Genomic DNA, 5890 nt, shown 5'->3' on the forward strand with positions numbered 1-5890 from the left:
TGGAAACCGACACCGGCCACCAAGGATGAACCACCCGGCTGGATCTCACCGTCCGGGCGGCACTACAAAAGCGAACATCAGGACTGGGAGCCAACCCACTGGCCGGAATCTGTCCTGTCCGCCCTGCCGGCGGCGCTGGAACCGGGGGAGCATCACAACGGGCAAGTCCGCGGCATGCTGCCCTACCCGCCCATGCCCGGCGCGTGTGCCTGCCCTGCCGGAGACCTCCTGCACCTGGAACCTCCACAGGAGGAACCTGAAGATGACAACCTCATAGACCTGGACGACATACCCGTGGACGACCCCCTCTGGGAAGACTTCCACGCCCTGCCGCCCGTCCTGCCCCAATACCCCCTGAATGTCCGGGATCCCATGAATGACTGGGACCCGATAAGTGGCTGGTACCCGACAAGTGAGTGGGACCCGATAAGAGACCGGGACCCGGCACTGACCTAGCCGGCACCAAATGCTCACAGACACGGGCAGCCCGGCGTGCGGGGGTCAACAGCCGCGGGTCAGGGAGTCGGTTTAACCTCAGGCCGGGTCGGGGGGAGACGGCCCAGGCATAAACCGGGTTGGGGAGGGGGTCCAAGCACAGCCCAGAGCCCCAGGAATCCGAACCAGGCAAAGGCCAACTTTTGCGGTCCACGCCAGGAGGGCTAGATTCATCAGCAAGATGACTAATCAAACCAGTCCCCCGCAAGCAACCGCTTACTGGACAACGGCCAAGGAACAGGGCGAACTCCGCACCGAGGACCTTCCAACCCCTGGCCCAGGCGAAGCCCTGGTGCGCACCCTCTATTCCGGCATCAGCAAAGGCACCGAGATGGTGGTCCACGCCGGCGCAGTCCCACCCCGGGTGGCTGAAGCGATGCGGGCACCCCGCCAGGAGGGTGAGTTCCCGGGGCCGGTGAAATTCGGATACCTGTCCGTGGGTGTTGTCGAGGAAGGGCCGGAAGGTTGGCCGGGGCAGCGCGTCTTCTGCCTCAACCCCCACCAGGACCGCTACGTGGTGCCCGTCAGTTCACTCACCAGGATTCCCGATGACGTCCCGTCCCGGCGGGCAGTGCTGACCGGAACCGTGGAAACCGCGGTCAATGCGCTGTGGGAGGCCGGCCCGAGGCTCGGTGACCGGGTTGCGGTAGTGGGCGCAGGTCTTGTGGGAGGCATGGTGGCCACCCTGCTGAGGACCTTTCCGCTGGAACGCCTGCAGCTTGTGGACCTGGACCCGGGCCGGAAGCAACTGGCGGACACCCTGGGAATAGGCTTCGCCCACCCGGATGACGCCCTCGCCGACTGTGACATCGTGTTCCACTGCTCCGCCTCCCAGGAAGGCTTGGCGCGGAGCCTGCAGCTTGCGGGCGACGAAGCGGACGTCATTGAAATGTCCTGGTACGCGAACCGCGGGGTCACCCTGCCGCTGGGGGAGGACTTCCACGCCCGGCGCCTGTCCATCAGGGCAAGCCAAGTGGGAGTGGTGGCACGAGCGCGCCGGCACCGCAGGACCAACGCCGACCGCCTGAACCTCGCTGTATCGCTGCTGAAGGATCCGGTTTTCGACGCCTTCCTCACCGGCACCTCGCCGTTCGCTGAGCTGCCCGGCGTTGTGCAGGACCTGGCCCACGGCAACCGCGAGGCCTTGTGCCACGTCATTGAGTACCCGGGCAACGAAGATTCCCTGCACCCCAACCGAGAAGACCAGAGGTAGTCCATGTTCAGCCTGACCGTCCGACGCCACTTTATGATCGCCCACAGCCTCCCGCGCGAGGCCTTCGGGCCGGCCCAGTCCCTGCATGGGGCAACGTTCGTCGCCGAGGTGTCCTTCCGGCGTCGGAAGCTCAACGAGGACGCGATCGTCCTGGACATCGGCGCCGCCGGCACCATGATCGAGGAGGTGCTGGCAGGCCTGAACTACCGCAACCTGGACGAGCATCCCGATTTCGCCGGCAAGCTCAGCACCACGGAGGCGCTCGCGGAATACATCGCGCAGTCCGTTGCCGCAAAGCTGAAGGACGATCCCGACGGCGGCCAGCTCACCGGGATCGACGTCACCCTGCGCGAAAACCCGGACGCCTGGGCCACGTACACGCTGGACCTTCCAGCTGCCTGATCCCATGGACCGCATCCGGCTGCTGGTTCCCGGCAACATCCACCATCATTCCGGTGGAAACATCTACAACGCGCGGCTGGTGCAGGGGCTGAAGCTCCTGGGAGTGGACGTGGAGGTGCTCCCCGTTGAAGGCTCCTGGCCCTACGCCAGCGCCCACGCCCGGCGCAGGCTGGGCACCCTCTTGGGGGCGTGGGAACAGGTGAGTGAAGCGGAATCAGAAAACACCGTATCCCTTGTGGATGGGCTCATCGCGATGGGCGCACCGGATGAACTGGAATTTGCGGCCAAGGCTGGACGCAAAACATGGGTATTGGTACATATGCCCGCCCCGGCACATCAAGAGCTTGAAGCACGGTCCCTCCGGGCTGCCACGGGCGTGGTGTGCACCAGTACCTGGGCCAGCAAAGTCCTGGAAGAACGCCACGGACTCCATGGGCTCAAGGTCGCACTCCCAGGCACCGACCCAACGCCGTTGGCTGAGGGGTCCGCGCCGCCCCACCTGGTCACAGTGGCCGCGCTCCTGCCCAATAAGGACCAGCTGCTCACGGTCTCCGCGCTGGCACTGCTTCAGGACCTTGACTGGACCGCATCGTTTGTCGGGTCAGACCAGGCAGACGGGGATTACGCACAAAAGGTTCGAGCCGCTGTAGAAATGCACGGGCTGGACGGGCGGATACAGTTCACCGGTGAGCTGGCGGGCGAGGCACTGGACAACGAATGGCGCCGGGCGGATCTCAGCCTCCTGGTGTCACGTGCCGAGGCGTTCGGCATGGTGGTCACCGAATCACTCGCCCGCGGGATTCCCGTGGTGGTGCGCGATGGCACGGGCGCCGTTGAGGCCTTGCGCCTGGGAACAGCGGAGAAGGATGACGACGGCGGCGCTCTTCCGGGAGCGAAGGTTGCCTTTCCGGCGGATGACGATCCCGCGAACCCGGCCATCCTGGCCGAGGCCCTGCGGCGCTGGCTGGGAGATGCCGGGACCCGGGATGCCTGGCGGGTACGGGCGCTGGATGCACGGGGCAGGCTGCCGGGCTGGGAGCAGCCAGCGGCCCGCGTGCTGGCCGCAATCAGGCAGGTTCGCTGACAGCCCGGGTTCTCTGACAGCGCGCATGAATCAGAGCCGCGAGCGGTGCCCGGCGAAGAACTCACGCAGCAGGGCAGCGCTCTCGGCCTCGCGCACGCCCGGGTACACCTCAACCCAGTGGTTCAGGCGCCTCTCACGGAGCACATCGAAAACCGACCCCGCAGCTCCTGCCTTCTCGTCCCAGGCGCCGAAGACCACCCGGGGGATTCTCGCCAGCACAATCGCACCGGCGCACATCGCGCACGGTTCCAGGGTGACCACCAGCGTGCAGTCGGCCAGCCGCCAGCCGCCTCCGCTGCCGCCGTCGAGCAGGGAAACCTGGCGCAGCCGTTCCGCCGCCTCGCGGATGGCAACCACCTCGGCATGCGCGGTGGGGTCGCCCAGCTCTTCCCGCTGGTTGCGTCCGGAACCCAGCACTGCGCCGTCGGGCCCAATGACCACCGCCCCGATGGGCACGTCCTCGGTGTCGAGGGCGCGCCGGGCCTCGGCGAGGGCAAGGCCCATCCACGCATGGTGTTTCTTATCTGCGGAGACCATGGCTCAATGATAGTTTCGAAGGTACCCAGAGCCCGTGACGCACATCCGCCGGGAGGCACAGTGAGCACAGTCCGAGACCGCGTGGACAAGTGGATCAAGCCGTACGCCGCCTTGTGGCTGACCATGATCATCGGCGGAACGCTGGTGATCGCGCTGGCACTCCTGGGCGCTGAGGTCTACTCGGACGTCGTGGACGAGGAAGGCTTGGCGGGCCTTGATATTCCTGCACTGGAATACTCGCAGTCGTTGCGGAACCCGGAGGTTGACGCCTTCGCCACAGGTTTCACCAACGTAGGCGGCGGGATCGGCATGCCCATCCTGGCAAGCATCCTCACCGCCTGGCTGACCTTCCTGAGCAGGACGTGGCGGCCCATTGTATTAGTGGGCGGCGCAGCCCTGGTCTCCACGCTGGCCACCACCTGGGGCAAGCGGCTGGTTGGCAGGACCCGTCCGGACCACGCCGAAGCCGTCCCGCCGTTCGAAACCTCGCCGTCCTTTCCCAGTGGCCACACCCTGAATACCACTGTGGTGATAGGGGTCCTGATCTACCTCATGTGCCTGCAGTTCCAAGTGCTCTGGGCCCGGATTGCAGCCATCACGGTGGGCACACTCTTCATCCTTGCCATGGGCCTGAGCCGGGTCTTCCTGGGACACCACTGGATGACGGACGTGATGGCGGGCTGGTTCCTGGGGCTGGCGTGGGTGGGCATCGTGATCCTGGCCCACAGGCTGTTCCATGTGATGCGGCGGCGCGAACACGCAGGCCCGGCGCCCACCTTCGAACATCCGGTCCTGCGCGAGGACCACTCCGGGGACGCGGAAGGCACCACCGGTACCGCCCCGAAGGAGAACGACGGCGGTGCCCCGCCAAGGGTCGACGACGGCGCTTCCCAGCCCGGCACGGGCCGCGGGCAGCGGGGGAGCGGCCCGGCGGCCGGGTGATAGTTTTGACCCATGCGCACTCTCGTTGTGGACCACCCGCTGGTCGCCCATAAGCTCACCGTCCTGCGGGACAAGAACACTCCGTCCCCGGTCTTCCGGCAGCTGACGGAGGAACTGGTGACCCTCCTGGCCTACGAGGCCACGCGGGAAGTCCGCACCGAGCCCGTCACCATCGAAACCCCTGTCAGCACGACTGTGGGTACGGCATTCACCAAGCCCACTCCGCTGGTGGTACCCATCCTTCGTGCAGGCCTGGGAATGCTGGAGGGCATGACCAAGCTGGTCCCCACGGCTGAAGTGGGCTTCCTGGGTATGGCCCGCGACGAGGAAACGCTGGACATCATTACCTACGCCGAGCGCCTCCCCGAGGATCTCACCGACCGGCAGATCTTCGTGCTGGATCCCATGCTTGCCACCGGCGGAACACTGCGCGAAGCCATCAAGTTCCTGTTCAAGCGCGGCGCCTCGGATGTCACGTGCATCTGCCTGCTCGCCGCGCCGGAAGGCCTGGCCAAGCTGGAGGAAGAACTCTCCGGCGCAAACGTCACCATCGTCCTGGCATCCATCGACGAGAAACTCAACGAGAAGTCCTACATCGTTCCGGGCCTGGGAGACGCAGGCGACCGCCTGTACGGCATCGCGGGCTAGGACTCAAGCCTTTCCCGCTTCCCGCCGCAAGGCTTAGCCTGTGCGCATGGACTGGAAACTGGAACTCGTTTTTGTCCCCGTGTCCGACGTGGACCGGGCCAAAGACTTCTACGTCAACAAGGTGGGCTTCAACGCCGATTTCGACGAGCGGCCCAGCGGCTCCATCAGGTTCGTGCAGCTGACCCCGCCAGGGTCTGCCTGCTCCATCTGCATTGGGGAAGGGCTCACGGACGCGCCTCCCGGCACAGGCTCAAACCTGCAGCTTGTGGTCAACGACATCCAGGCCGCCCATGCGCAGCTGAAAGCCAACGGGGTAGACGTCAGCGATGTGGACGTGCAGGACTGGGGCCATTTTGTGTACTTCGCCGATCCTGACGGGAACCGGTGGGCGGTCCAGTGCATCCCGGGCCGGGAGGTACTGGACCGCGAGGGGCAAGCCGCCTCGGTTTAGTACCAGTTGTTGGCGTAGTGGAAGTTCAGTGCTCCACACGGCGACTGGTAGCGCTCCTGGATGTAGTTCAGGCCCCAATTGATCTGCGTACGGTAATTCGTGCGGTAGTCGGCGCCCG

The 5890-nt window shown here is 65.8% G+C and carries 7 protein-coding genes and 1 pseudogene; 7 read left to right on the forward strand and 1 reads right to left on the reverse strand.

Translation table 11 applies throughout. The annotated features are described in order from the left end of the window. The 4 genes and pseudogenes from ACKAE7_RS20155 to ACKAE7_RS20170 form a co-directional block, all read left to right on the forward strand. Positions 1–456: pseudogene (locus ACKAE7_RS20155) on the forward strand (hypothetical protein); the annotation flags it as partial. Positions 457–676: 220 nt separating this feature from the next. Further along, the gene (locus tag ACKAE7_RS20160; protein WP_190614441.1) at positions 677–1708 is read left to right on the forward strand and encodes a zinc-binding alcohol dehydrogenase; all 1032 of its coding nucleotides are present in this window, start codon (positions 677–679) and stop codon (positions 1706–1708) included. Between the two features lie 3 nt (positions 1709–1711). Beyond that, a complete protein-coding gene (locus ACKAE7_RS20165; protein ID WP_190614438.1) occupies positions 1712–2110 on the forward strand; it encodes a 6-carboxytetrahydropterin synthase in 399 nt (132 codons plus the stop codon). Between the two features lie 4 nt (positions 2111–2114). Continuing rightward, a complete protein-coding gene (locus tag ACKAE7_RS20170) occupies positions 2115–3194 on the forward strand; it encodes a glycosyltransferase family 4 protein (protein ID WP_191036103.1) in 1080 nt (359 codons plus the stop codon). A 30-nt stretch (positions 3195–3224) separates the two neighbouring features. Here ACKAE7_RS20170 and ACKAE7_RS20175 read toward each other — a convergent pair whose 3' ends face one another. Then, a complete protein-coding gene (locus ACKAE7_RS20175) occupies positions 3225–3731 on the reverse strand; it encodes a nucleoside deaminase (RefSeq protein WP_191036102.1) in 507 nt (168 codons plus the stop codon). Between the two features lie 81 nt (positions 3732–3812). On the opposite strand from ACKAE7_RS20175, the gene ACKAE7_RS20180 reads away from it, so the two are divergent. From ACKAE7_RS20180 to ACKAE7_RS20190, 3 genes are read left to right on the forward strand one after another with little or no spacing between them, the layout of a single operon-like run. Then, positions 3813–4673, forward strand: a complete 861-nt coding sequence (locus tag ACKAE7_RS20180; RefSeq protein WP_408980123.1) for a phosphatase PAP2 family protein — start codon at positions 3813–3815, stop codon at positions 4671–4673. Positions 4674–4685: 12 nt separating this feature from the next. Then, positions 4686–5321, forward strand: a complete 636-nt coding sequence (gene upp, locus ACKAE7_RS20185) for a uracil phosphoribosyltransferase (RefSeq protein WP_013599856.1) — start codon at positions 4686–4688, stop codon at positions 5319–5321. A gap of 46 nt (positions 5322–5367) precedes the next feature. Beyond that, entirely contained in the window at positions 5368–5772 is a 405-nt protein-coding gene (locus ACKAE7_RS20190) for a VOC family protein (RefSeq protein WP_408980122.1), read from the forward strand. The last annotated feature ends 118 nt before the right edge of the window (positions 5773–5890 follow it).

Origin of the sequence: Pseudarthrobacter sp. NKDBFgelt (assembly GCF_046097905.1) — a bacterium.
In the GTDB taxonomy this organism is placed as follows: domain Bacteria; phylum Actinomycetota; class Actinomycetes; order Actinomycetales; family Micrococcaceae; genus Arthrobacter; species Arthrobacter polychromogenes.